Source organism: Rhizobium acaciae, assembly GCF_025941625.1.
In the GTDB taxonomy this organism is placed as follows: domain Bacteria; phylum Pseudomonadota; class Alphaproteobacteria; order Rhizobiales; family Rhizobiaceae; genus Rhizobium; species Rhizobium acaciae.
Map to the genome: position 1 here is coordinate 48,930 of NZ_JAPCZO010000001.1, position 23,794 is coordinate 72,723.

Here is a 23,794-nt window from a genome sequence, read left to right on the forward strand (position 1 = left end):
GTCAGTATGCAAGGGTGGCCGTTCCAATCCCTGCTCACTGCGCCCAGCGGGGCCTTAGGTGCCAGACCGCCCGCCAGCGGAAGCTAGGGCGGGGATGGTTATGATCAAAGGGGATAGGGAGTAAACTCTCCACAGAAATCCAGTGCGTCCCAGTCCTAGGGCACGGGAGCCCATTTCGTGAAGTGAGATTGCCCCGCTGCAAGAGGTTGAGCAGGAGCGAGAAAGCGTACGAAATGGGAACGTTGCCTCAAAGATTACTTCTACGGATTGGTCTATCAAGCATATTTCAATCGCTTCGATTGGTGTCATGTTCTATCAAATGCGCGACAGCTCTTTGAGAATATTTTTCGCACGGTCTATCCGGTCGGTGCTTGCCTTTTCTGGCTTTCTGGCTTCCGTTTCCAGCCACGCCTCACTTCCGTAACCGTTTTTTTCTAAATAATCTGCCGTAGCGGCAAGCTCTATTGAGATGGAATCGTATTGATCCAATACCTGGAGTATCTTAACTCTTCTTTTGTCTATGTCTTCTTCTTCAGGTCTAATCTTTGAGTAAAATATAGCGTAATTAGTTCCGGCCGAAGTGGATTTCCAATCTACGTTTAACAGACCCAAGGCTTCGGCGTCTTGCGTCGCTATATTGAGGTCTTCGGAGTATGGTCCATAGTGATAGTAATCAAAGGTAAGGCCAAATCCAGCATCTAACTCCTCTAAAAAGTAAAATGTCTTTTGAAGGCGCGTTTTCCCGACAAGCCTGTTGTTGTTTAAATTGACAACTTTTGTTACGATTTCCGGCAAGTCCATCATTTTTCGACCTTTTTTATAATATCCTCGATTTTTTTACGTGCGGCTGCGTCCCTCACATAAACTCGAAAAACGGTCTTTTCCTCGAGAGCCTTAACCACGTCAGAGCAATCTCTGAGATCTTCAGGGCGTCCTTCATCTGTCATTTTTATATAAATCTTGGACAATGCCTCTGGCGAGCCGTGGCCGCGTCTCTTGTATGGATTTCTAGATGGCTGGTCTTCAAAAATTTCGGTTTCGTCGAAATCTCCATTCTTTTTCGCTTCGGAAAGAGCTGCTCTAAAATGCGCGGTTCCCGAATTTTCACCGCGGCCTTCGAAGTGGTTTGTGATATCCACCGCCTTATAGAGATCTCTACGCAATAACCTCCTCGACAACGTACTAAGTTCTATGTCCTCGCTATCTTGCATGGCCGTCAAGCTCCCCCACACCAAGAAATCGTCCAAGTTCACATACGATTGCAATGCTCGCCCTTCTATAAATGAAATCAGCGGGTTGCTCTTTCCAAGGCCGCTTTTCTCAGCATCTCCCGAGGCAATCAGATTTCCTAGGCGTCGCAGAACTGCGGACAAAATCTTCTCCGCAGATCGAGTCGCCTTATGATAGTATACCGTAAAATAGAGGTGAAACAAACCAAGAACGTACGACTCCGCAGCTTGAAACGCCTTAGGTCCCAATACCAAACTATCGACGGTTGAATACGCCTCGTCATCGATAGCTAGCGGAATAGGTGCAACTTGAAGGTTGGCCAGTATCCAAGAGTAATCGAATCCGCCATGCTTTGCGCCGGTCATCAGGCGGTCTCTTCTAACGTAATCAAGGCGATCAGCGTCAAATTGGCTTGAGACCACTGCGGAATATATATCTGCCGGCGTATCGGCCAACAGCATATTCGACACACGCTTCTGGAAATCCTCTCCCTTTTCATCTCTTATGAGTTGTGAAATAGCTGTGTCGCCAAGGATAATTTCGGATGTCCAGATTTCGTGTTTTTTTAATTTTTCTGCCTTTTTCCCCTCCCTTTCACTTATGTCTTTGTTCAGTAATTTCGTCGCTTCTTCAAATGCATGACTGAAAGGCCCGTGGCCGAGATCGTGCACCAACGCTGCGGTCAGCGCGACTTCCGCAGCGTCTCTATCAAACTTTTCAATTCTATTCGAAATTAATGAAATCAATTGTCTGGCTGTATGAAACACGCCGATGCTATGGGAGAACCTGCTGTGGGTAGCGCCAGGATAAACGAGTTCGGAGAATCCTAGCTGCTTTACTCTACGAAGCCTTTGAAACTCGGGAGTGTTTATTAGCTTCCACAAAAACTGATCGAAGTCGTCGATGCCGAATTCGATTAGATCATGCAAAGGATCCCTAATTCTTTGTGTTTTTGCCATGCTAACGACTCATCCTGCCCTAAACAACTAGCGAGCATTTTTAGAGTGCGATTGTCAATCTCAGATTGTGTCATTAGTTGCAATTTCGCTGCGCCGAAATATAGCTGAAGATTACTGTTGGTTTCGCGGCTAAGTATTGCTCTGTGCCTAGTGGCAGCTGGCGGAAGGAACTGTTCGAATTTGATGAGCCGAACTATCTTCCTGGCCGCCCAGTCTTCCCCTTCGTCCGGCTCTTGCGCTTCTGCTCGCCCGGATCCTCATAGCTCCCCACACCCGTCCTCCCGCGCACGACGGGCCGCACGTCGTCGCGCTCCGGCTGGCCTTCGAGCAGCGGTGAAAACCGCTTCGTGCTCTTGGCGGCTTCCGGCTTTTCCGGCAGCGCGCCGGTGACCGGCTTTTCGGTTCGGCCGACGGTCATTTCGTCGAGGTCGTTTTTGCGGAAGAGGGTCTTCTTTGCGGGCTCGGCGATGTCGCGGCCCATGTCGTCGAGGGCGGGTTTGCGGAAGAGGGGGGTGGTGGTGTCGGTGCCTGGGCCCATGTCGTCGATGGAGGGTTTGGCGAAGTAGGAAGCTTGCGTCGAGTTTGCGGCTTTCCCCTCCCCAACCCTCCCCACAGGGGGGAGGGAGTTCGTTGCGTTTGCGGCGCCAGTCTTCTTTCTTCCGCCGCCTTCCATCGCTTTCGCTTCCTCCCGCGCCATCGGATCGTCCATGGCGGCGAGTTCGACGGCCTTGAGGCGTTTGATTTCGTCGCGGAGGCGGGCGGCTTTTTCGAAGTCGAGGTCGGCGGCGGCGTCGCGCATGCTTTTTTCGAGCGCGTTGAGATGGGTCTGGAGGTTGTTGCCGACGAGGTTGCCGCCATCGGCGAAGCCCTTGCCCGAGGCGCCCGAGATATCGGCGCGGACGTGGTCGCGTTCGTAGACGGAGTCGAGGATGTCGTTGATCCTGGCCTTGACCGATTCCGGCGTGATGCCGTGTTCCAGGTTATAGGCCATCTGCTTTTCGCGGCGGCGGCCGGTTTCCTCCATCGCCCGCTTCATCGAGCCGGTGACCTGGTCGGCATAGAGGATGACCTTGCCGTCGACGTTACGCGCGGCGCGGCCGATCGTCTGGATCAGCGAGGTCTCCGAGCGCAGGAAGCCTTCCTTGTCGGCGTCGAGAATGGCGACGAAGCCGCATTCGGGAATGTCGAGGCCTTCGCGCAAGAGGTTGATGCCGACGAGCACGTCGAAGGCGCCGAGGCGGAGATCGCGGAGGATCTCGATGCGTTCCAGCGTGTCGATATCGGAGTGCATGTAGCGGACGCGTACGCCCTGCTCATGCAGATATTCTGTCAGGTCCTCGGCCATGCGCTTGGTCAGCACGGTGCAGAGGGTGCGGTAGCCCTTGGCTGATGTTTCGCGGATCTCGCCGAGCACGTCGTCGACCTGGCTGCGGGCCGAGCGGACCTCGACCGGCGGGTCGATCAGGCCGGTTGGGCGGATCACCTGTTCGGCGAAGACGCCGCCGGACTGCTCCATCTCCCAACCGCCTGGGGTGGCCGAGACGGCGATCGTGTCGGGGCGCATGGCATCCCATTCCTCGAAGCGCAGCGGCCGGTTGTCCATGCAGGAGGGCAGGCGGAAGCCGTATTCGGCCAGCGTCGCCTTGCGCCTGAAGTCGCCCCGGTACATGCCGCCGATCTGCGGCACGGTGACATGGCTTTCGTCGATGAAGACGAGGGCGTTGTCCGGGATATATTCGAACAGCGTCGGCGGCGGATCGCCGGGGTCGCGGCCGGTGAGGTAGCGCGAATAGTTCTCGATGCCCTGGCAGGAGCCGGTCGCCTCGAGCATTTCGATATCGTAGCGGGTACGCTGCTCCAGGCGCTGGGCTTCCAGCAGGCGGCCTGCCTTCTCCAGCTCGGCCAGGCGAAGCCTGAGCTCCTCCTTGATCGACTTGATGGCGCCGTTCAGCGTCGGGCGCGGGGTGACATAGTGCGAATTGGCGTAGATTTTCACCGATTTCAGGTCGCCGACCTTCTGGCCGGTGAGCGGGTCGAACTCGGTGATGGCGTCGATCTCGTCGCCGAACATCGAGATGCGCCAGGCGGCATCTTCCAAGTGGGCGGGGAAAAGCTCGATCGTGTCGCCGCGCACGCGGAAAGAGCCGCGGGTGAAATCCATGTCGCGGCGTTTATATTGCTGGGCGACGAGGTCGGCCAGCAGCTGGCGCTGGTCGAGCCGGTCGCCGACCGACATCTGGAAGGTCATCGCCGTATAGGTCTCGACCGAGCCGATACCATAGATGCAGGAGACCGAGGCGACGATGATGCAGTCGTCGCGTTCGAGTAGCGAGCGCGTCGCCGAGTGGCGCATGCGGTCGATCTGCTCGTTGATCGAGGATTCCTTCTCGATATAGGTGTCGGAGCGCGGCACATAGGCTTCCGGCTGGTAATAATCATAGTAGGAAACGAAATATTCCACCGCATTGTCGGGGAAGAAATTCTTGAATTCGGAATAGAGCTGGGCGGCCAGCGTCTTGTTCGGCGCCAGGATGACGGCCGGGCGCTGCGTCGCCTCGATCACCTTGGCCATGGTGAAGGTCTTGCCGGAGCCGGTGACGCCGAGCAGCACCTGGCTGCGGTCGCCATTCTCCAGCCCCTCGACGAGATCGCGGATCGCGGTCGGCTGGTCGCCGGCCGGCTCGTAATCCGACTGCATGCGGATGGCGATGCCGCCTTCGGATTTGTCGGGGCGGGCAGGGCGGTGCGGCGTCCAGATCTTGCCGTTTTTGTGCAGCGGATTGCCGCTCTCGATCAGCGCCGACAGCGCCTCGACCGTCGCGGTGACGGCGGTGCCGGCCTGCAGCGACGAGGCCTCCTCCAGTGTCGTATCCATGCCGGAGACGGGATTGAGACCGGCGGCCGCGCGCGTCTTCGGATCGGTCGAGCCGCCCATGGAGGTGCCGCGCGCCGATTTCGACGCGCTGACGCCGCCGTCGCTGGTTTTCGTCCTGGCGGCGATTTCCACCTTCTTGCGATGTTTGCCGGCCTTGGAGGCGATCTGGCGCTGGGTCTCGACGCCCGAGGTTTCGGCATCGGCCTCCAGCTGCTTCACCCAATCGGCAACCGAGCCCGAGAGAGGGGCTCCCTCAAAAGACGATTGAGGGGCTTCCTCGAAGCCATTCGGGGCGGGGGATTTCTTCGGAAATTTTGCCATGCGCGGAATATGGCTGTTGTCATGCGGAAATGGAAGGGGTTGAGAGTACAAAAGGGAAACGAATGAATCGTTCGGATTTTGGAATAGTGGCGCTGCATCTGCTCCTGCAGGCGAAATCCGCAATGCGTTACCTCAAGCAGCCGCCAAGAAAGCACCATAAAATCACATTGAACAGATTTTCAATCTGAAGTAAGTTTTTGTAAATTGATTGTATAGTCCCCCTGTTTCGGTTGCCGAGCCGAAGCAAAAACCATGAGATGCGCAATGCAAGTAGTGGATTTTGTATATCAATTTGCCGTATCTTGGATTTCATGGCTCGGCACGCAAACCGCTCAGCTTATCGGCCTTGACTTAAGCCGGGATGGAATTCTCCTCCTCGGAATTTTAGCAATTGCGTGCGCTGTCTTTACTATAGTTACTGTCATTGTTTCGATCGCAGGGGCATTGTCCGGGCGCTCATCACGGAGCTTTCGGGGTGAGGTCGAATCCAATGCTGAAGCAAAGCGGATGAGATCGATCAGAGAGCGCCACGCCATTGCGATGTTGAAGATGCAGCGGCAGCAACAAAAGCGTTCTGATCAGCTCGAACACCTACAGCAACGGCTTGAGCGCGCCAATCGTGTCCGGTTCCGGGAAGTAGGGTTTTTTCTACGTTTGAAGGATCGCTGCAGTGCCTTGCTGGCCGCAACATCGAGAGCAAATCTGCTGCCGCTTCAGGTAAGGAGTTTCTATCTTACACTCGAGCACGCCGGCTATTCCGTGCTTCGGGCGCGGGAACACGAGATCAGGCAATTTATCGCCAGACGGGATGGCAACAGAAGAGAGCAGATTTTCGCGCTGCGTCAGGAGCAAAAGGCGGTCGAAGTTGACCGGACTTTTACCGATGAAATGATCGAGCGCCTCAACAAACACATCTCGGAACATGAATCCCCCGATGAGGAGGAGGTCGCTGCGGATCGCACCTTCAAGCTTTGGGAGACTGCGGTGGGCAGGCCGGTGTTCATCGAGCGCTTTGTCTCCTTCTTTCAGCGAAACATAGCTGAATGGCGTCGAAGCATGGGACAAGGGGGAGGCGGACAGGCCACGCTTGAGAATGCCTCAGCCGCCCTGAACGAAAATTCAGCGGCCAGGTTGGATCGCATTTCCTCTCTTATCCTTCGGATTTGGGAGCTTTTCAGTGTAACCAGTATTTTCCGAGTGATCGCCGTGCCGGCGGAACTGCTGTTTTCCTATCCAATTTTCCTGGCACTGACGAACGGGGATAAGACGATCGCCGTAGCCGGCGCTACTGTTTTTACATTCGGACTGATGACGGCCGGGGAACTGGCCGGATATGCGTTGATGCGTACGCGGTCGCACAGGCTGGTCGAAACTCCACAGCCGACACTGGTCGTGCGCTGGCGCTTCGTCGCTCTGTCTGCCGCTATTGTTCTGATCGCGGTCGGCTGCGCCGGCGTCTATGCCGGCGCGACCTTGCGGCAGAATGCCGGCGAAGCGCTCCGAATGGGCGAGGAAATTTCGGGCGTACGTGACCAGATAACAATTCTCGATCGGAGGAGAACAACGGCGACCACACCCGGAAGCGCCGAAGAACAGGCCAACGCAAACTTGCGGGGCGTGATCGAGAGACTGCAGAAAGACGTGAGCGACAAAGAAGAAGTACGGCGTACGTTTCTGAGGACGCTGACATCCCCTTTCGAAAATCCGGAGGGGCGTATGGCGCTTGTCATTTTCGCTGTCTTCTTCATTTCGGCCGTTGCTGGCCGGATATTTCAGCATGATCCGATCTATGAATATAGTTTGCTGGAACGACGCCTGGCGCGCATGCGTCAGGAGAGATTTCGCAAGCTATTGATCTTGAACGTGTTGCTCGATCTCTACAGAGGAGGGCGCCAACAGCTTGAGAAGCAGCTCGAGCTCAAGAAAAACGAAGTCGAGCATCTGGCGCGCAACGAAGAAGAGGAAGCGTTGCTGCGAAATTGGGAAACCGATATCGCCGAATCGAAGGAGGAAGTTCGCAGCTACGTTCATGCACGATGCCTGGTTTTTTGCACCACTCTCGGCCGCTTTCGCAATTTCGTGGCGGAAGATATCGAGGCCCTCCTGGAGCAGTTGCAGAGAAAGGGTGAAGATGCTGGCAAGAGCGAGGCATATGAGAAGGAGGCAGCCGAGTGAGATTTGCGTTTTTCCTCTCAGTATCGGTGGTCGCCGTTCTGCTGTTTCTCATGTTTGGCCGCGTATCGCCGCGGTCCGCGGATCCGCCGCAGCCGCCACCGCCCATCACGTCCACCGCATCAGGCACGCCGAGGAACATCATTGTTCTCGACCGTTCGACGGACCTCGGCGGCGCATCGAAACTGCTTGCGGCGGGGGTCAGAGAGCTCGTCGGGCCTGCGGATTTTGAAGGACGTGTCGATCTCATCGAGGTTCGAGATACTGCGATTGGCTATGAGCTGATCGCGGACTTGACGGTGACGCGCGTTCCGCCAGCGCCATCGCCGGTTTTACTGGCGGAATGCCCACATGAGGAAGGCGCTTTTAGTCAACCGTCCGTCGCCAAGAAGCGTCTCGCATGCGAGGACGAAAATTTCGGCAGGCAGCAGTCCTTTAGTAAACAAATCAGCGACTATCAGGCGAAAGCCGCAGAGGCGAAATTGCAACGCGACGATCTTGTTCAGCGGATCGACAGTTTCGCCAGCGTCAAGCGCTCGACCGAAGATCATACCGAGATACGTCGGGCCCTGACGGAGATCCTTCGATCCCGCTGTGATGGAGAACCATGCGTCCTCTACATATTTTCAGACCTCCTCGATACCGACGTCAAGAATGTCGTGTTGGAGACCGCGTCCACGAATGAGGAGGTTGCTGGTCTGGGTAAGCGCGACGCATCGGAGGGGTTTCGGCTGGACGGCTTGCTTTCGGATTTTAAAGTCGTCGCCTGGGGCATCGGCCGGTCGGATGTTGGCGTTGACATACAGCTTCTCCCCCGAGAACGAGAAAGGCTCGTGGAATATTGGAAGGCTTTCTTTGCCACGTGGGGCGCGAAAAAAACCTATTTGGGATTTGAGTTCCCCAGCTCCCATCCAGGCTGACGCCAGCCCGGCTTCGGCGCAGACACGGAAATTTGAGAATGAGTTTGGCGGTGCCTCCATTGGTCTTGCCTTGCTCGTGCATTCTTCGTCACCCATCAAGCCGAACGTTGATCCGCCGGCCCCTCCGCCCGCGCGAGGTTCAGCGCACTGTTGATCAACCCGATATGGCTGAACGCCTGCGGGAAGTTCCCCAGCATGCGCTTCGCAGCCGGATCATATTCCTCCGCCAGCAAGCCGACATCGTTGCAGATATCGAGCAGCCGCTCGAAGAGGCGCAAAGCATCGTCCCGCCGCCCGATCATGTTGTAGGCATCGACCAGCCAGAAGCTGCAGGCGAGGAATGCGCCTTCGCCCGGCGGCAGGCCGTCATCCACCTCCTGCGTCTCGTAGCGCAGCAGCAGGCCATCGCGCAGCAGCCTGCGCTCGATCGCCTCGACTGTCGCGACATAGCGCGGATCATCAGGCGGGATGAAGCCGACCATGCCGAGATGCAGCAGGCTGGCATCCATCGCCTTGGAGCCGTAGGCCTGCACGAAACAGCCGAGTTCGGGATCGAAAGCCTTGTCGCAAACCTCGGCATGGATGTGATCGGCGAGCGTGCGCCAGCGTACGGCGGCCTCGGGTTCGCCGTCCGCCTCGGCAATCTGGACGGCGCGGTCGAAGGCCACCCAGGCCATGACCTTCGAATAGGTGAAATGCTGGCGCTGGCCGCGCACCTCCCAGATCCCTTCATCGGGCTCCACCCAGATTTTTTCGAGAAAGGGCAGAATGGCCGCCGCCAGTTCGCGTTCGCGATGATGCGGCGGAAGCCCGCCCTTGCGGGCCTGCAGCATGGCGTCGGCCACCTCGCCATAAACGTCGAGCTGCACCTGTTCGGCAGCGGCATTGCCGATGCGCACGGGTGTCGAGCCCTCGTAGCCACTCAGCCAGGGAACCTGCCATTCCAGCAGATTGCGCTCGCCGGCGACGCCATACATGATCTGTATCTGCGCCGGCGCGCCGGCGACCGCGCGCAGCAGCCACTTGCGCCAGGCGCTGGCCTCCTCGTAATAGCCGAGCTTCATCAGGGCGAGCAGGGTCAGCGTCGCGTCGCGCAGCCAGCAATAGCGGTAGTCCCAGTTGCGCGGCCCGCCGATCTTTTCGGGGAGGGAGGTTGTCGCCGCGGCGACGATGCCGCCCGTCGGCATGTAGGTCAGTGCCTTGAGCGTGATGAGCGAGCGTTTGACCTGTTCCGTCCACCGGCCCACTTTCGGGCATTTCGCGGCAAAGGATTGCCAGAATTCCTCCGTGTCCGGCAGCGCATATTCCACCTGCCGCTGAGCCGGCTGCGGCATATGCGAGGGGGACCAGGTCAGGGTGAAGATCTGGCTCTCGCCAGCGGCAACCTGGAAGGAGCCGACCGTGCTCAGGCCGCGGCCTTCGAGCGGGACGGCGCAATTCAGAGTTAGCCTGTCCGGGCCGGCAATGGCGGTGATGCCGCCATCCTCGCCATGCGTGACCCAGGGAACGGTTCGACCGTAATCGAAGCGAAGGTTGAGCTCCATATCGAAGGCGACAGTGCCGCTCTTGCCCTCGACGATGCGCATGAGATCGCTCGTGCCATCGCGAAGCGGCATGAAGTCGATGAGAACGGCGGTGCCGGTCTCAGTCTGAAACTCGGTTTCGAGAATGAGCGTGTCGTTGCGGTAGCGGCGCGTGACGCGGACATTTTCACCTGACGGTGACAGCGACCAGAAGCCGTTATCCTCGGCGCCGAGCAGGGCGGCAAAACAGGCGGGGGAATCGAAGCGCGGAAAACAGAGCCAGTCGATCGAGCCGTTCTTCGAGACGAGTGCGGCGGTTTCGCAATCGCCAATGAGCGCGTAGTCCTCAATGGGTACCGACACCGGAGCCTCCTTTGCATAGCAGTCGGGCTTTTAGGTAGAGGCCGTGCGCGGAGGTCAAGCGCGGAAACCAACGGGGCGGTAGGCGTGCCGGCTATCATGCAAACTCCGGATATCAATGGGGGCATCGCCAGCAATGCCAAGCCGAAATGGAAAGTGTCGATAAATAAGAGTCTGTGGTTGAAGGCTCTGCCGCCTCCCGCATTGCGCGCGCCGATGTTACATCTGCTGCGGGAATTGGGGACCATTCATGAACAAGATCATTATCGCATTCGCTGCGACCGTGGCGCTTGCCAGTTGCGCCAAACGTCCTGACGCCATCGTCCAGGTCGATATTCCGATGGCCGCCTATACAAACCTCAGTTGCGAGGCGCTCGCAGTAGAACATAAGAAAGAGAAGGCCAAGCTCGACGACCTGTCCAAGCAGCAGATCAGCGCAGCGAACGGCGATGCTTTCGGTGTCTTCCTCGTCGGCGTCCCCATCGGCAGCGTCGCCGGGGGAGACAAGGAAGGCGAAATTGCCGCGTCCAAGGGCAAGGTTTCGGCCATGCAGTCCGCTGGAATGAGCAAGGGCTGCAAGTTGCCCGGCTGACAGCCGGGGCCGCAACCATCGAGATCGGCCCGGCCAAAAGTAAGGCATTGGCCGGCGATCCCGATTTCAATATCCATTCGCCGCCCGTCGTTTCTTCGCCGAAAACTCGACAGTATTCGTGAAATGCCGCGCGGAAATCGTCCGACCCTCGTGTCGGAACCGGAATCGGCCTTCCGCAGTTAGTTGCCTGTCACTTCAGCGTCAGGTGCTACTGCCATTAGCGATCATTCCGCCTTCTGGGAAAACCCCATCTCGATCGACCTTGATTCCGGCGAACGGCTGGTTCTTCGCTCACCGCAGGATGCGCTTTATGCACTCGTCTCCGACTGGCCGGTCAATGGTGGCGTCCACCAGCAAAGGGCGATCGATTTCTGCCGCGCCTGGCTTGCCGGGCGGATGCCGGCCGAGACGGTGCGGCAGGCTTTCATACTGGCCGCGCTGGAAGCCGGCGTGCCGATCAATGATGATGAAGACGGGGCCGAAGCCTCCGCCTTGAGCCCCGCGGTATAGGTCGAGTGACGCGGCTAGATTTGCGCGTCCCGCGTCCGGCATCCGTTTCGAAGAGATCGTGGCGTGGTCGCAATCGGTCAGGGCTTGGCCAGCACTCGTGCCTGCACCGGCTGCTCGATGCCCTTGAGCATAAGCATGCGGGTTTCGGCGCCTGCGGCGAGATCGGCGGCCTTCGCCGCCGTTTCGGCCGAGATCAGGATCTCGCCGGCGGCAGCCTGGGATTCCAGCCTTGCGGCCTGATTGACGACGCCGCCGATGGCGGTGAAATCACTGCGAAAGCTTGAGAATTCGCCGATCTGGACCTTGCCGGAATGGATGCCGACGCCGACGCCGAGGGTGCGGCCGGGCAATGCCTCGAGCGCCAGACCGTTCAGCGCGGCGGCGCAATTTTGCTGGATCTCCTGCGCGGCCAGGATCGCGGCGCCGGCGTGATCCTTTCTGACGATCGGAAAATTGAAGATCGCCATCAGGCCGTCGCCCATCTGCTTGTTGACGATGCCGTCATGCGCCCAGATCGCCTGCGCGCAGCGATCCTGGAACAGGCTGACGATCTCGCTCAGTTGCACCGCCTCGATGCGCTCCGACAGATCCGTGAAGCCCCTGATATCGGCAAACAGGATGGTGGCGTCGACGGTGATCTGGCGCTGCTTCTTGACATATTGGAAGGAGCGTTCGCAGATCGTGCAGATATCGGGGTTCATCTTGCTGCGGGTGATGCCGAAGGCGCGGAAGGGCAAGGCAAGCGGGCCGCCGATCGGAATCGGCACATGCATCTGGTCCCAGCAGCCGCGACAGATCCTGGCGCTGCCGTGCCTGGTTGGCTCACTCGATGAGGCTGTCGTCATGTCGCGCAATCCATCGCCTGATAGCTGAAAACAAGCTTCCGACACTCGCCTGCTTTTGGCAACTCTGCTGATGGTCCGGGGTGACGATGGACTGAAGTATTTCGTCCGGCCCCATCCTTATCGGACACGTCGCCACTAAGTTGAATATCGCCCCGCCCGACGATAGCATCGCGGTGGGACATACTGTAGGATATTGTTAACCAATACATTCGCTCTCCAGGAAAGACCGGGGATGGAGCGCCGTCTTGCAGCAATCCTGATCGCTGATGTCGTCGGTTACAGTCGATTGAGCCAGATCGACGAAGAGGGCACCCGTGTGCGCTTTCAGGCGGACCAGAACGATGTCTTCGAGCCGGCGATCGAGCGTCATCACGGCCGGCTGGTCAAAACCATGGGCGATGGTCTGCTGGTCGAATTTCAGAGTGTCGTCGATGCCTTGCGCTGCGCGGTGGAGGTTCAGCAACTGAAAGCCAAGCAGAGTGCCGCGGCGCTGCCGGAGCATCGGTTCGAGTTCCGGATCGGCATCAATCTCGGCGACATCATCGTCGAGGGCAAAGATATCCAGGGTGACGGCGTCAATATCGCCGATCGAATTCAGGCGCTGGCCGAACCGGGCGGCATCGCCATATCGGGCACGACATACGACCAGGTGAAATCGAAAGTCCCGGTCGGTTTTGCTTCGCTCGGCGAACAGCGATTGAAGAGCATCACCGAACCGATCCGGGTCTACCGCATCCTGCTTGATCCAACTGCCGCCGGCAAAACCCTCAAGACCCGCAGGCGCCTGCCGAGACGCCGCCTCTTTGCGGCCATCGCTGCGGCCGTCGTCCTTGCTGTTGCGGGCGCAGGACTCTGGTGGCAGCCGTGGATGCCGGCAAAACCGCCGGGGCCTGGCGAACGTTTTGCCTATCCGTTGCCGGACAGGCCCTCGGTCGCGGTTCTGCCCTTCATCAATGTCAGCGGCGACAGCGAGCACGACCATCTCGCAGAGGGTTTGACGGACGATCTGATCACCGAATTGTCCAAAGTATCGGGCCTCTTCGTCATCGCCCGCCACTCGGTCTTCGCCATCCAGGGCTCCGTCGGCAAGATCCAGGACGTGGCCACCGAACTCGGCGTTCAATATGTGCTCGAAGGAACCTTGCAACGCGCCGGGCCGCGGCTGCGGATCAATGTCAAACTGATCGACGCAGTCAGCGGCTTGTCGCTCTGGGCCGAACGCTACGATCGCCAATATGCCGACCTCTTTGCCGTTCAGGACGATGTGATCGGTAAGATCATCTCGGCCCTGTCGGTCAAGCTCAGCGCCCGCGAGCGCGACCAACTGGCCCGGATCCCGACCGAAAATCTCGAAGCCTACGATTATTACATGCGGGCCGAGCAGGAAGGCTTCATTTTCAGGGATGTCGATACCTATCGACGGACGCTGTCCTTCTACCAGAAAGCGATCGATCTCGATCCGGGCTTTGCCAACGCCCACGCGGGAATCGCCCGCGTAGCCGTCGATGTCTGGCGCAACGACTATAATTACCTCTGGTCGGCTGCCGTCGCCCGCAAGATCGCCTATGACGCCGCCGGGCAGGCCCTCAAGCTGGATCCCAGCAATGCCAGGGCGCACACGGTGCTTGCTCTGCTGCAATGGGTGGATGGACGCGAGACGGAGGCCAAAGACTCCGCCAACATGGCGGTTGCGATGGAGCCGAACGATGCGGAGGCCGCCGCTAACCTCGCTCTCATCCTGGTCCATACCGGAAGCAGCGGGCAGGCGATCACGGAGATGGAAAAGGCTTTGCGGCTCGACCCTTCGCCGGCATCGAGCTTCCAACTGCTGGCGGGGATCGTCTTTTATACCGCGGGTGACGATAGGCGCGCGATCTCGCTGATAGAGCCGACGCTCGACAGCCTGCCGAAGGTCGAGCCGGCACGCGAATATCTGGCGGCGGCCTATGCCGACCAGGGCAATGAAACCAAGGCTGCAGCGGAGACGGCAAAGCTGCTGGAGCTGTTCCCCGAAAGCAATCTCACCTATTACGGCTATCTCTATGATTACTGGCGGGACGGCGATCTGCAGCGCCATCTGGCCGGATTGCGAAAGGCCGGCATTCCCGAATGGCCCTTCGGTTTTACAGGCAGTCAAGCCGACAGGTTGGGCGAGGCAGACCTGCGCAATCTTGTCGATGGCAAGAGCTGGACCGGCAAACACAAGAACGGCACGGATTTCACCCAGTATTTCGACAGGGCTGGAAACACTGCCTATCGCAGTGCGAATACCAACATCACCGGTATCGTCGAGGTGCGAGGCGACAGTCTCTGCGAAAAATTCGACGGCTATTTCCTGGACCGGATGGTGTGCGGATATGTTTACCGCAACACGTCAGGTGAGCAGCGCGACAGGCCATACGTCCATGTCACGCCGCGCGCCTTGACGTTCTTTTCACCCACACCCTGACGGGTCGGGCGTTGCTGCTTCATTTCATATCCGGTTGCTGCCAGACGGTGTGCATCTTCTCCGAAATCAGCGTCTGCTGAACTTCGGACCAATGCTTCTTCGAGTCGGTCACCTTGGTCGGGTTCTTCTCCATGCCTTCGGCCGCGCCGGGGTCATAGCTCAGGTACAGTTTGCCATCGATAATCCGCCAGGCTTTCGGATCGATATTGGTGGTCACTGTCCCGAAAGACACGCCGTCGGCGCAATAGCCGCCATATTGCGGCGCATATCTGGATGGATCGCCCTTGAAGAGATCGCGATTTTTAGCGCTGGCGAAATACCAGGTCGCGCCAAGCCAGTGGTGGGAATATGTCTCGGATCCTTCGACGGCCTGGTTTTCAGTGAAATAGGCGACCGGGTCGTAGCCCTTGATCGCGACATCGCCGAAATAGCCGGTATTGACGAGTTCCCCGGCCGCCGCCGCCTGAATGAAGGGGGGCTGAAGGAAAGAAAGCAGCATGACCGCAGCGCCAATCGCCACGCCGGCCCGCGTTCCGCATTTTTGCACGTAATAAGACATAACAAGCTCCGTTCCCGGACGTGGTCTGTTATCTCAAGCGAAATGCTATTGCCGTTTGGTGCATTCCTTGTAGAGCGGTTCGCCCACAAGCTCGGCTTTCTGGCAAACAGCACCGACTTCCATGAGTAATTTGGCCGTGTCCCAATGCGCCCGCCACCCGGCTTGAGTGAGAGGCGTGTACCCGTTTCTTTCCGTCGCTTCGACATCCGCGCTCTTCGTCAGCAGAAAAGCGACCACGTCGGTGCGGCCCTCTTCGGCGGCGCCGTGCAGCGGCGACATCTGATAGAAATTCTTCCTGTCGTTGACGTCAGCTCCCTCGGCGACAAGCCGTTTCACCACCTCCAGATTTCCTCCATAGGCTGCTGCATGCAGCGCCGTCAGCCCACCCTTGTTGCGAATTTCGATGTCGGCGCCGCGATCCAGCAGAAGAACGACGACATCGGCATGGCCCGCCAACGACGCGATAATCAGCGCCGGCTCGCCCGCCTCATCGAGCTCCGACAGATCGGAGCCCTGGTCCAGCAACTGTGTGACGCGGGCGATATCGCCGTCCTTCGCCGCCTGATGCAAAGGACCTGCCCATGCCGGCAGGACGCCAATGACAAGCGTAGCAACAGTCGCGATAAAAATATTCACGGGCACGATCTCGGTTTGATCAGGGTTCGTATGCGCCGTTTTGTCGCGTTTTAGCACGTGTGCAATTCGTAAACAAGATTGCGCTAATGGATGCGCGCCGGGCCAACACCACTCGCGCGTCAAGGCTGCGACCGGCGGTTTCATGGGAATACGGTCACACTTGTTACTCCCCCTGTTCGATTTCCGATGCGAAACTATCTCAGACCAATGCGCGATGAACCGGGCTTCCAAGCCCCCAGAAATCGCCCCAATGAGGAGATTGAAAGCCATGACTGCTTCAGCCGAGAATGGAAAAAGCGGACAAGCCATGCACAAGCCGCCGGTCGTGTCGCCGCAGGCCTGGGAGGCGGCCCGCGCGCAGTTGCTCGTCAAGGAAAAGGCTGAGACCCGCGCCCGCGACGCGCTGGCCGCCGAGCGCCGGCGCATGCCGTGGATGGCTGTCGAGAAGGCCTATGCGTTCGAAGGTCCTCAGGGCAAGGTCAGCATGCTCGACCTGTTCGACAACAGACACCAGCTCATTCTCTACCGCGCCTTCTACGAGCCCGGCGTGTTCGGCTGGCCAGAACATGCCTGCCGCGGCTGCTCGATGGTGGCCGATCAGGTCGCCCATGTCGCCCATCTCAACGCCCGCGACACGACGCTGGTCTTCGCCTCACGCGCGCCGCAGGCCGACATTGCACGGTTGAAGGCGCGGATGGGCTGGACGATGCCGTGGGTCACGATCACCGACAGCTTCGACAAGGACTTCGGCGTCGACGAGTGGCACGGCACCAATGTGTTCTACCGCGACGGCGAGCGCATCTTCCGCACCTATTTCATCAACAACCGCGGCGACGAGCAGATGGGCGGTACCTGGAACTATCTCGACATCACGCCGCTCGGTCGCCAGGAAGTCTGGGAGGAATCGCCCGAGGGCTATCCTCAGACCCCGACCTACAAGTGGTGGAACTGGCACGACAGCTACGTGCCGGATGCCGAGCCAGACAAGAAGTGGGTCGAGGTCTCCGACGCCGGTGAGGCGGCGTTCAGGGCCGAGAGCGCAAACGAGAAACCGTAGGGTCGGTCCGGCCGTATCCTCCGTCCCGGCAGGAGGGTACGGCGGTCCGTCTGAAAGTCTGGCGAACCGCAATCTCCTTTCATGACGACGCATCAGCTGGGCAGGTCGTGGCGCCGCTGGCCTTGCTCCGTACCGTCGCCTCCATGCACCTTCTGCGCGCAAAATTTCACCGACATATCTCCTTACTGTCACGGAACCATGCTAGATTCTCCCCGATTTCCAGGGGAGGCGGGCATGGATACGGATTTTCGTGTGACCGGCAGGAATGCGGCGGCGCTTTTTGCGCTGACCATCCATCGCGGCGACGGCATGGTGCTGCTCGGCATGGATTGGAAGAATGGCCGGCCGCCGATCGATTTCGTCGGTTTCGCCATCCAGTATCGCGAGCCGGGCATCGACTTCTTCAAGAACGTGCGCAACCGCATCGGCTTTCCCGGCCAGCCGGTTCCAGCCGACGGCATCCGCACGACAGAGGCGCCGATCCAGAAATTCCGCTGGGTGCATTTTCCCTTCAACGCCGATCTGCCCGGCAAGTTTCTCTATCGAGTCACGCCCAAGTTCATGGATGCCGCGGGCGCGCTGACGGCCGGTGAGGCGCAGGAGGCGGAGCTGGCGCTGATGCGCGAGACCATTCCCGGCAAGCTCAACGTCGCCTTCACCCGCGGCTTCGTCTCGTCGCAGGCCTTCGTGCGCAATTTTGCCCCCGACGCGCCGACGATCATCACGTTGGTGCCGCCTGTCGGCGATGAGGGGCTGGACTTCGTGCCGACTCATGCCGATGCCGAGCGGGCGCTTACCTGGATGGGCTTCGAGGCGCGGGCCGAAACCCTCGCGCTGCTTGACAAAGCGCGCGACGCCGGCGCCGAGGTGCGCGTCATCGCCTATGATCTCAACCTGCCCGAGGTGGTCACCCGGCTGGAGGCGCTGGGGCCGAAGCTGAAGATCATCATCGACGACAGCGCCCGCACCAAGGGTCACGGCCGCCCGAATTCGCCGGAGACGAGGGCGGCGGAGCGGCTGATCACGTCGGCGGGTGTTGCCAACGTCAAGCGCCAGCATATGGCCAACCTCCAGCACCAGAAGTCCATTGCGGTCCGCGGCGGCGGCATCTCGACCGTGCTCTACGGTTCGACCAATCTCAGCTGGCGCGGGCTCTATGTACAGTCGAACAACAGCCTTGCCGTCCACAGCGACAAGGCGATCGACGATTATTTCACCGCCTTCGAGAGTTATTTCACCGCCAAACGCGCCGCCGATTTCCGCAGCTCGGCAAGTTCCGCCGGTTGGATCGATCTCGGCCTCGACGGCGTCGACGCCAAGGTCGCCTTCTCGCCGCACAGCGATGCCAATGGCCGGCTGGACGAGATCGGTGCCGATATCGATACCGCCCAGTCCAGCGTGCTGTTCTCGCTCGCTTTCCTCGGCCAGATGACCAGAGGAGCGATCGGTCCGGCGCTCGGCCGCGCGCTCGAACGCCCCGAGGTGCATGTCATGGGCATCGCCGATGCCGAGGTCCGCGCCGGCAATCTCGGCCTCAACGTGCTGACGCCGGACAATCGGCGCAGGGTGGTGCGGGCGGCCGCCTTGACGGGCAACGTGCCGCCGCCCTTCCTGACGGAACCCTCGGGTCTATCAGGCGTCGACGGCAACCAGCGCGGCACGCGCATGCACCATAAATTCGTCGTGCTCGATTTCGACAAGCCGACGGCGCGCGTCTATCTTGGCTCCTACAATTTCTCGAACCCCGCCGATGACGAGAACGGCGAGAACCTCGTCGTCGTGCGCGACCGAACGGTTGCGACCAGCTACATGATCGAGGCGCTCAGGATGTACGACCACTATATCTTCCGCGTCGCCTCCGAAGCGAGCAACGGCCCGGCTCGTCCGCTTGAGCTCAAACGCCCGCCTCAGCCCGGCGGCACGCCCTGGTTCGAACGCGACTGGACCGACCCCATCCGCGCCCGCGACCGGGAGTTGTTTGCCCGGGCGGAGTAATGTCGCTGGCCACGACGACCTTGAACCTCAACCATTCCACGCGGGTGATTTCGAAAGGCGCAACAGGCGTTCGACGGACGGCTGAGGTGAGGCGGTCTTACACTTTGGGGACGATTGCCTTATCCATCGTTGATACGGATGACGAATGGGCGATCACCCGGATTCAATCCGTGCGGCAACTGCCGCTCTCCCGAAGCCTGAGCGACCGCGCCATCGGCTGGTTCCTCCACAAGGACCAGTAGCGGGACCGATAACGCGGCGCTGTCCGTCGATCGTCAACATATTCTTCTCAAAGTGGAAACATTCCGGGGACGGTTGCGTTGTAGCCGCTACCGGCAGTGCGCCTGACAGGCCGTCTATGAGGAGGCTTATCCATGAAGGTCATGATCGTCGAAGATGAGAATTTTATCGCTCTGGAGCTCGAACGCATTGCGCAAGAGGCCGGACACCAGACCATCGGGCCGGTTTCGACGGTGGAGCAGGCTCTCGCCCACGCTCAAAGAAGCGATGTCGCGCTCGTCGATCTCAGTCTCTCCGATGGGCTGAGCGGCGCCCAGCTCGCGCGTCGGCTGATCGACCGCCATGGGGTTGACGTTATCTTCGTGACCGGCAGTCCCGAGAATGTCGGTCATGGTATCGAAGGCGCGCTCGATGTCATCTCCAAGCCCTTTACCGATGAGAGGATCGCCAGCGCGCTGTCGCGGGCAGAGGAGCGACGCAAAGATTTCGGCAGCAGCAAGGCTGCGTTGTGAACAGCAGCAAGGCTGCTTTGTGATAAGAAGGAGATCGACGTCGTTCAGGCCGCTACTGCCTGCCTGAGGAGATAGTCTGGATGAAACACGCGCTGTTTGCCGTTCTCTTCGCACTCTCGGCCTGCGCCAGCGCCGGGGATCCGCAGCCTCTTCCCGGCAGCCTCACCTATGGCGGCAAGGTCCTGCGGTCGCCCTACCGTCCGGGAACGGTGGTCAAGAATACATTTCTTGGCGATTTTGGTTACCGTGTGTTCGAGACCTATGTCGTCCAGCCGGACGGGACGCTGAAGCTTACCTCACAGAGCACGGGGCCGGACTTCCTCTGGCAGTGAGGACTTCCGGTTCCTCGGCGTCCAAGCGAGGGGTGAGCAGAGTGCCGTCCGGTGAGACGATGACGGCTCGTGCTTTTTCGCTTTCGTCCTTGGCAATTGAATGTTGCGCTGCAGTAAAGATCTCGTCTATACCGCAGGCATTCACCACGGACCCGGTGAGACCCCGGGTGGCTCTTCTGGCCGCCGATCCGCCAGACAACGCAAAACCTGCATGCCATCACGCGACCGCTCGACCGAGCGGGTCCGGCCGTGCTTTGCGAGAATCCATCTATGCTGCTTGCCTCCATCCGTCGTGATTGGTCCGCCAATCCCATGCGCGAAATGCTTGCTGGAGCGGTGGCGACCTTCGCCCTGATCCCCGAGGTTATCGCCTTTTCCTTCGTGGCGGGGGTCGATCCCGAGGTCGGTCTGTTCGCCTCTTTCGTCATCGGCATCGTCATTGCGTTTACCGGCGGACGCCCGGCGATGATTTCGGCCGCCGCCGGATCGGTGGCGTTGGTCGCGGCGCCGCTGGTGCATACCCACGGCTTGCCCTATCTCTTTGCGGCCGGGCTGCTTGCGGGGCTGATGCAGATCGCGTTCGGCCTGCTGCGACTTGGCGTGCTGATGCGTTTCGTGTCGAAATCCGTCCGCACCGGCTTCGTCAACGCGCTTGCCATCCTGATCTTTGCCGCGCAGATGCCACACATCATTGGCGCCGGCTGGATGGAATATGCCGTGCTGATCGCCGGGCTCGTCATCATTTACCTCACGCCGCGGATCACGACCGCGATCCCGTCGCCGCTGATCTGCATCCTGATCCTGACCGTCGCCTCGATAGCGCTCGGGCTTCCGGTTCTCACTGTCGCCGATCTAGGCAAGCTGCCGGATTCGCTACCGGTATTCGGCTGGCCGGCGGTGCCGCTGACGCTGGAAACGCTTCGGATCATTGCAGCACCTGCACTTGCCATTGCGATGGTCGGGCTGCTTGAATCGATGATGACGGCGAGCGTCGTCGACGATCTCACGGATACGCCGAGCTCGAAGAACCGCGAATGCACCGGTCTCGGCCTCGCCAACGCAGCCGCGAGCCTGTTCGGCGGCATTGCCGGCTGCGGCATGATCGGCCAGACGGTGAGCAATGTGAAATATGGCGGGCGCGGCCGGCTCTCGACGCTGTTTGCCGGCGCGTTTCTGCTGATCCTGATGGTGCTCCTGAAGCCGTGGGTCTCGGAGGTTCCGGTTGCCGCGCTGGTGGCGATCATGGTCATGGTATCGATCGACACGTTCGACTGGTCGTCGCTTCGAGCTGTCATCATCCATCCCAGGATGTCGAGCGCCGTCATGGTGGCGACCGTCCTCGTCACCGTCTTCACCGCCAATCTGGCGCTCGGGGTGACGGTCGGCGTGCTGCTCAGCGGCGTGTTCTTCACCTTCAAGGTCGCCCGTCTGCTGCGCGTCGACGTGGCGCCCGACCAAGCCGCCGCGCGGCTGACCTATCGCGTGTCCGGCCAGGTGTTCTTTGCCTCCGCCGACGTCTTCGTCGAAGCCTTCGACGTTCAGGACGCGGTGGGCAAGTCCGTGCTGATCGACGTGTCCGAAGCGCATTTCTGGGACATCACCGCCGTTGCCGCGCTCGACAAGGTCGTGCATCGGTTCGGAGCGCACGGCATTGCCGTGGAGGTCGCGGGCCTCAACCAGGCGAGCGCAACCTTAATCGGAAGCCTCGACAGCAAGGTGGTGCTGAAGGAGGTGTGACCAAGGCCGGGCGGATTTCATCCTACCGCGAGACAATCGCGAAATCATCGCCCCCGCCGGTTCCCGTGGCGTTCAGTCGTCTGACGGCCAGTTCGATGAACGCCTTGACCAAAGGCGGCAGGTGCCGGCTGCTGGGATAGACGACATGCAAGCCGCCGGCCGGGGTCGTATAGCCGTCGAGAACGCGGCGCAGCCGCCCGTCCTTGATGCAGGCTTCGGCGAATCGGTGCGGCAATTGGGCGATGCCATGGCCGGCGATCGCGGCGGCCATCACCGCCTGCATCTCGTTGGCGGCGAAGCGGCCCGAAACCGCGACCGTTTCCTGACCGTGCGGACCTTCCAGCAACCATTGCGCATGGGCGGCCTGGCCGGCGATGACGCAGTCGTGGCGGACGAGATCTTCGGGCGCAGCGGGCGGGCCGCAGCGGGAGAGATAATCCGGGCTTGCGCAGAGAAGGCGGTGCAACGAGCCGAGTTTGCGGGCGACCAAAGTAGAGTCTTCGAGGATGCCGGTGCGGAAGGCGAGGTCTATACCGCTTTCGACGAGGTTCAGCCTGTCGTCGGTCAGGCGCAGTTCGACCCTCGTCTTCGGGTAGGTCGAAAGAAATTCGAAGATCGCATCCTGGAGGAAGTGGCCACCGAAGCCGACCGGCGCCGATATGCGGATCGTGCCGGCGGGCTCCGCACGCGCTTCCGCAAGCCTGAGGTTGGCGCCTTCGATGGTGCGCAGCGCTTGGCTGCTTTCTTCATAATAGAGACGTCCTGAAGCCGTCAGGTTGAGGCTGCGGGTCGTGCGCTGCAGCAGCCGCACGCCGAGTTCGCGCTCGAGTGCGGCAATACGGCGGCTGACCGTCGTCTTCGGCATGCCGAGCAAGCGCGCGGCGGCGGTAAAGCTGCCCGCTTCGATGACGCGGGCGAAGATCATGATATCGTTGAGATCGATCATTGTAGCCTGTGATGGTACGATGTTTCCCAACTATAGGCCATTATGGTTCAATATGACAGGCCTTACCTTTGCTGCATCAGTCACAACAAGGAGCAGACAGATGAGCAATACACGAAGCGTTCTGGTCACAGGCGCCACCGGCCAGCAAGGCGGCGCGGTCGTGCGCGCCCTGATCGCGCGGGGACATCGCGTCAAGGCGATCACCCGCCGGCCCGAGAGCGACGGCGCAAAGCGGCTGGCCGCGGCAGGAGTCCAAGTCGTCGCCGGCGATCTTGACGACGCGGCATCGGTGGCGGCGGCGGCAAAGGGCGTCGACGCGATGTTCCTGATGGGCAACAGCTACGAGGCCGGAACGGATGCGGAAACCCGTCAGGGCATTGCCGCCGCCGATGCGGCAAAGGCCGCCGGCATCGGCCACCTGATCTATTCCTCCGTCGCCGATGCCGACAAGAAGACCGGCATTCCGCATTTCGACAGCAAGTATCTGGTCGAGAAGCACGTGGCTGGCCTCGGCATCCCCTACACGATCAGCGCACCCGTCGCCTTCATGGAGAACACCGTGGCGCCCTGGGCGATCGACGGGCTGCGTCAGGGCGTCTATGCCGCAGCGCTGCCGCCCGCCCGCGTGCTGCAACAGGTCACCATCGATGACATCGGCGCTTTCGTCGTAACGTTGGCCGAGAGGCGTGAGCAGGTGTTCGGCAAGCGTTTCGATATTGCCGGCGACGAATTTTCGGGCGAGCAGCAGGCGAAGATCCTCACCGAGGCGCTCGGCCGCCCAATCACTTACCGGGAATTGCCGATCGCGGCGATCCGGCAGCAGAGCGAGGATACGGCGCTGATGTTCGAATGGTTCGACCGCACCGGCTACGACGCCGATATCGCCGCCTTGCGCCGGGATTTCCCTGAGGTCGGCTGGCACAGCTATGCCGACTGGGCGAAGGGCTTCAACTGGAGTGTGCTCGACAAGACGGCCGGTTAGTCGCAGCGACGTCATCGAGTGGTGACATCCTGATGGAGGCGG

The 23,794-nt window shown here is 60.1% G+C and carries 20 protein-coding genes and 1 other annotated feature; of the genes, 12 read left to right on the forward strand and 8 right to left on the reverse strand.

From position 1 onward, the window contains the following. Positions 1-315: 315 nt before the first annotated feature. The 3 genes from OLZ32_RS00290 to uvrB form a co-directional block, all read right to left on the reverse strand. Entirely contained in the window at positions 316-804 is a 489-nt protein-coding gene (locus OLZ32_RS00290) for a hypothetical protein (protein ID WP_264395180.1), read from the reverse strand. Further along, positions 801-2,189, reverse strand: coding sequence for an HD domain-containing protein (locus OLZ32_RS00295; RefSeq protein ID WP_264395182.1), 1,389 nt, complete (start codon positions 2,187-2,189; stop codon positions 801-803). The genes OLZ32_RS00290 and OLZ32_RS00295 overlap by 4 nt, the downstream gene beginning before the upstream one ends. Positions 2,190-2,382: 193 nt before the next feature. Then, a complete protein-coding gene (gene uvrB / locus OLZ32_RS00300; protein ID WP_264395184.1) occupies positions 2,383-5,385 on the reverse strand; it encodes an excinuclease ABC subunit UvrB in 3,003 nt (1,000 codons plus the stop codon). 264 nt (positions 5,386-5,649) lie between these two features. On the opposite strand from uvrB, the gene OLZ32_RS00305 reads away from it, so the two are divergent. Together OLZ32_RS00305 and OLZ32_RS00310 are read left to right on the forward strand one after the other, a co-directional pair. Next, on the forward strand, positions 5,650-7,560 hold the full coding sequence (locus OLZ32_RS00305; protein ID WP_264395186.1) for a hypothetical protein: 1,911 nt from the start codon (positions 5,650-5,652) through the stop codon (positions 7,558-7,560). After that, the gene (locus OLZ32_RS00310; RefSeq protein ID WP_264419493.1) at positions 7,557-8,477 is read left to right on the forward strand and encodes a hypothetical protein; all 921 of its coding nucleotides are present in this window, start codon (positions 7,557-7,559) and stop codon (positions 8,475-8,477) included. The genes OLZ32_RS00305 and OLZ32_RS00310 overlap by 4 nt, the downstream gene beginning before the upstream one ends. A 95-nt stretch (positions 8,478-8,572) precedes the next feature. On the opposite strand, the gene OLZ32_RS00315 is transcribed toward OLZ32_RS00310, so the two are convergent. Beyond that, the gene (locus OLZ32_RS00315; protein WP_264395190.1) at positions 8,573-10,363 is read right to left on the reverse strand and encodes a glycoside hydrolase family 15 protein; all 1,791 of its coding nucleotides are present in this window, start codon (positions 10,361-10,363) and stop codon (positions 8,573-8,575) included. Positions 10,364-10,610: 247 nt separating this feature from the next. Here OLZ32_RS00315 and OLZ32_RS00320 point away from each other — a divergent pair, with 247 nt between their 5' ends. Together OLZ32_RS00320 and OLZ32_RS00325 are read left to right on the forward strand one after the other, a co-directional pair. Then, positions 10,611-10,952, forward strand: a complete 342-nt coding sequence (locus tag OLZ32_RS00320; protein ID WP_264395192.1) for a hypothetical protein — start codon at positions 10,611-10,613, stop codon at positions 10,950-10,952. Between the two features lie 183 nt (positions 10,953-11,135). Beyond that, positions 11,136-11,462 carry a DUF982 domain-containing protein gene (locus OLZ32_RS00325; protein WP_003540765.1) on the forward strand — a complete coding sequence of 109 codons (327 nt, stop codon included), beginning with the start codon at positions 11,136-11,138 and terminating at the stop codon, positions 11,460-11,462. A gap of 77 nt (positions 11,463-11,539) precedes the next feature. Here the strand turns inward: OLZ32_RS00325 and OLZ32_RS00330 are convergent, their stop codons facing one another. Beyond that, positions 11,540-12,307, reverse strand: coding sequence for an adenylate/guanylate cyclase domain-containing protein (locus tag OLZ32_RS00330; RefSeq protein ID WP_026159927.1), 768 nt, complete (start codon positions 12,305-12,307; stop codon positions 11,540-11,542). A 232-nt stretch (positions 12,308-12,539) separates the two neighbouring features. Here OLZ32_RS00330 and OLZ32_RS00335 point away from each other — a divergent pair, with 232 nt between their 5' ends. Continuing rightward, positions 12,540-14,756: an adenylate/guanylate cyclase domain-containing protein gene (locus tag OLZ32_RS00335; RefSeq protein WP_264395195.1), complete on the forward strand. Its 2,217-nt coding sequence runs from the start codon at positions 12,540-12,542 to the stop codon at positions 14,754-14,756. A 19-nt stretch (positions 14,757-14,775) separates the two neighbouring features. On the opposite strand, the gene OLZ32_RS00340 is transcribed toward OLZ32_RS00335, so the two are convergent. Together OLZ32_RS00340 and OLZ32_RS00345 are read right to left on the reverse strand one after the other, a co-directional pair. Next, on the reverse strand, positions 14,776-15,315 hold the full coding sequence (locus OLZ32_RS00340) for a YHS domain-containing (seleno)protein (protein WP_264395197.1): 540 nt from the start codon (positions 15,313-15,315) through the stop codon (positions 14,776-14,778). A 45-nt stretch (positions 15,316-15,360) separates the two neighbouring features. Further along, the gene (locus OLZ32_RS00345) at positions 15,361-16,008 is read right to left on the reverse strand and encodes an ankyrin repeat domain-containing protein (RefSeq protein ID WP_264395755.1); all 648 of its coding nucleotides are present in this window, start codon (positions 16,006-16,008) and stop codon (positions 15,361-15,363) included. A 211-nt stretch (positions 16,009-16,219) separates the two neighbouring features. On the opposite strand from OLZ32_RS00345, the gene OLZ32_RS00350 reads away from it, so the two are divergent. The 6 genes from OLZ32_RS00350 (at position 16,220) to OLZ32_RS00375 (ending at position 21,824) form a co-directional block, all read left to right on the forward strand. Next, positions 16,220-17,008 (forward strand): DUF899 domain-containing protein, encoded by a 789-nt coding sequence (locus OLZ32_RS00350; RefSeq protein ID WP_003540756.1) that lies wholly within the window; start codon positions 16,220-16,222, stop codon positions 17,006-17,008. A gap of 234 nt (positions 17,009-17,242) precedes the next feature. Then, a complete protein-coding gene (locus tag OLZ32_RS00355) occupies positions 17,243-19,003 on the forward strand; it encodes a phospholipase D-like domain-containing protein (protein ID WP_264395202.1) in 1,761 nt (586 codons plus the stop codon). Then, positions 19,003-19,245, forward strand: a complete 243-nt coding sequence (locus OLZ32_RS00360; RefSeq protein WP_003540750.1) for a hypothetical protein — start codon at positions 19,003-19,005, stop codon at positions 19,243-19,245. The genes OLZ32_RS00355 and OLZ32_RS00360 overlap by 1 nt, the downstream gene beginning before the upstream one ends. Before the next feature lie 132 nt (positions 19,246-19,377). After that, the gene (locus OLZ32_RS00365; RefSeq protein WP_264395205.1) at positions 19,378-19,755 is read left to right on the forward strand and encodes a response regulator; all 378 of its coding nucleotides are present in this window, start codon (positions 19,378-19,380) and stop codon (positions 19,753-19,755) included. Positions 19,756-19,835: 80 nt separating this feature from the next. Beyond that, positions 19,836-20,087, forward strand: a complete 252-nt coding sequence (locus tag OLZ32_RS00370) for a hypothetical protein (RefSeq protein WP_222015003.1) — start codon at positions 19,836-19,838, stop codon at positions 20,085-20,087. A 145-nt stretch (positions 20,088-20,232) separates the two neighbouring features. Continuing rightward, positions 20,233-20,288, forward strand: a sequence feature (sul1 is cis-regulatory element that is thought to sense ions involved in sulfur or methionine metabolism; They are found in Alphaproteobacteria). Between the two features lie 69 nt (positions 20,289-20,357). Beyond that, on the forward strand, positions 20,358-21,824 hold the full coding sequence (locus tag OLZ32_RS00375; protein WP_264395209.1) for a SulP family inorganic anion transporter: 1,467 nt from the start codon (positions 20,358-20,360) through the stop codon (positions 21,822-21,824). 22 nt (positions 21,825-21,846) lie between these two features. Here the strand turns inward: OLZ32_RS00375 and OLZ32_RS00380 are convergent, their stop codons facing one another. After that, positions 21,847-22,770 carry a LysR family transcriptional regulator gene (locus OLZ32_RS00380; protein WP_003540741.1) on the reverse strand — a complete coding sequence of 308 codons (924 nt, stop codon included), beginning with the start codon at positions 22,768-22,770 and terminating at the stop codon, positions 21,847-21,849. Positions 22,771-22,870: 100 nt separating this feature from the next. Between OLZ32_RS00380 and OLZ32_RS00385 the strand changes: the two genes are divergently transcribed. Beyond that, positions 22,871-23,752 (forward strand): NmrA/HSCARG family protein, encoded by an 882-nt coding sequence (locus tag OLZ32_RS00385; RefSeq protein WP_264395212.1) that lies wholly within the window; start codon positions 22,871-22,873, stop codon positions 23,750-23,752. The last annotated feature ends 42 nt before the right edge of the window (positions 23,753-23,794 follow it).